General features: G+C 34.1%; 1 pseudogene. It reads right to left on the reverse strand.

Going from position 1 to position 748, the window contains the following annotated elements:
- Window positions 1-461: 461 nt before the first annotated feature.
- Window positions 462-748 (reverse strand): annotated as a pseudogene (locus tag PVV60_RS10660) (transcriptional regulator); the annotation flags it as partial.

Here is a 748-nt window from a genome sequence, read left to right on the forward strand (position 1 = left end):
TGTAGTTTGACAGTAGGTTTTATACTAAGTGGGAAGAGGTTGGATTAGGTAGGAATACGTGGTAATTTGTTGTTTTTATGGTTATTTTTTAGCATTAAATGCGGGTTTTGTCAAAATAGATTTTGACACCTAAAATTGTAAAAAAGAGTTAAAAAGAGCGAAAATTGGAATTTAGGGGTAAAAATGAGAGAAGGCTTTGAAAGGTCTTTGAAGACCCTTTGAAAAATTTTGAAAAGTCTGTGAAAGCCCAGAAAACCGCCTTTGAAGACCCTGTGAAAAAAATCAATACAAAAGCTCAATTGACTCCAAAATCAGCCCAAAATAACCAAAAAAGCAAAAAAGATTTTCACCTATTGATGATTATCTATTTTTAGAGGCAATATATACTTATTAATCAAAAGGTTATATTATTTTTTTAATGTAAAAAGATTTTCATATCGATTTTTCATATTAAAGGGGCATTAAGCCGTATTTTGTGTAGTTTCTAGATGTACTCTTTCAGCCTCTATTTGACGTTTTAAATGAATTTTAAGAAGAGGGAAAGTTGCTTCGACTTCTTCCATGTCGTTGATGTCTTGAACAAGCTCTTGCAGTTTTTTATAAAGTTCCGCCGCGAGTTCCGCTATATCTTCAGGGGGGAGTTTTATTTTAGCATCGCGATAGGTTGTGTAAGCTATGCGACCAAGCTTTTTCATGAGTCCAGTAGGAATGGTAGGCGCTTTAAAACCTGATGTTTTCGCCTTTGCCA

Origin of the sequence: Bartonella sp. AU18XJBT, from assembly GCF_028618595.1 — a bacterium.
Taxonomy (GTDB): Bacteria; Pseudomonadota; Alphaproteobacteria; order Rhizobiales; family Rhizobiaceae; genus Bartonella.